The 1,313-nt window shown below is 76.2% G+C and carries 2 protein-coding genes; one reads left to right on the top strand and one right to left on the bottom strand.

What is annotated here, in order from left to right:
- A partial coding sequence (locus GFJ45_RS16875) for an alpha/beta family hydrolase (RefSeq protein ID WP_323368749.1) occupies positions 1–367 on the top strand: 367 nt, incomplete at its 5' end.
- On the opposite strand, the gene GFJ45_RS16065 is transcribed toward GFJ45_RS16875, so the two are convergent.
- Positions 345–1,313: SAM-dependent methyltransferase (locus GFJ45_RS16065; RefSeq protein WP_153399101.1), on the bottom strand; the 969-nt coding region annotated here is incomplete at its 5' end. The genes GFJ45_RS16875 and GFJ45_RS16065 overlap by 23 nt on opposite strands.

Here is a 1,313-nt window from a genome sequence, read left to right as displayed (position 1 = left end):
CGTGGTCGGCGGCCGCAGCGCCGGCGCCCGGGTGGCCTGCCGCACCGCCAGCGACGTCGGGGCGGACGGGGTGCTGTGCCTGGCGTTCCCGCTGCACCCGCCCGGCAAGCCGGAGCGGTCCCGCGCGGAGGAGCTGCGGCGGCCGCTGGCGGCCGGGCTGCCGGTGCTGGTGGTGCAGGGCGAGCGTGACGCCTTCGGCGGGCCGGAGGAGGTCGCCGCGGCCACGGCGTCCGCGGCCGGCGTGGACCGGCTGCGGCTGGAGCCGGTGCCGGGCAGCCACTCCCCGAGCCCGGACCTGGCCCGGGTGCGCGAGCTGAGCCGGGACTGGCTGGCCGACCGGCGGCTCAGCCCCAGCCCGCCCGGGTGAGCGGCATCCCGGACGCCCCGTCGGCGCCCGGGAGCACGCCCAGCACCTGGTGGATCGACATCGTGCCGCGCTCGAACCCGATCACCGACCCGGCCATGTAGAGCCGCCACACCCGGGCGCGGGCCTCCCCGACGAGCGCGACCGCCTCGTCCCAGTGCTCCTCCAGGTTGGCGACCCACCGGCGCAGGGTGAGCGCGTAGTGCTCCCGGAGCGCCTCGACGTCACGCACCTCGAACCCGGCGGCCTCCATCGCCCCGACCGTCTCGCCCACGTCGAGCAGCTCCCCGTCCGGGAAGACGTAGCGGCCCACGAACGAGCGGCCGCTGATCCGGGCGCCACCGGGCTTGGAGATGGCGTGGTTGAGCAGCCGCCCGCCGGGAGCGAGCACCGACCGCAGCCGTGTGAAGTACTCCTGGGTGCGGGCTCGGCCGACGTGCTCGAACATCCCGATCGAGCTGATCACGTCGAAGGTCTCCCCCTCCAGCTCCCGGTAGTCCTGCAGCCGGATGTCGACCCGCTCCGCCAGCCCTGCCTCGGCAACCCGGTCCCGGGCGGCCTGCGCCTGCGCGGGGCTGATCGTCACCGCCACCACCCGGGCGCCGTGTCGGCGGGCCGCGTGCATCGCCATGGTCCCCCAGCCGCAGCCCACGTCCAGCAGCCGCATGCCGGGCTGCTGGTCCAGCCCGAGCTTGCGGCAGATGAGCTCGTGCTTGGACTCCTGGGCCTCGTCCAGGCTGGCCTCGGCGTCGGGGAACCGGGCGCACGAGTAGGTCATGGTCGGACCCAGCACCATCCGGTAGAAGTCGTTGCCGACGTCGTAGTGGTGCTGGATGGCACGCGCGTCGCGGGCCCGCGAGTGCCGCCGCCACCAGCCCACGCGAGCCTCCTCCGGCGGAGGCGGCACCGGCCGGCCCCACGCCCGGACCCGCTTCGCCGCGGCGACCGC

Source organism: Ornithinicoccus halotolerans (genome assembly GCF_009602535.1).
In the GTDB taxonomy this organism is placed as follows: domain Bacteria; phylum Actinomycetota; class Actinomycetes; order Actinomycetales; family Dermatophilaceae; genus Ornithinicoccus; species Ornithinicoccus halotolerans.
This window is presented reverse-complemented; position numbering and strand designations above follow the sequence as displayed.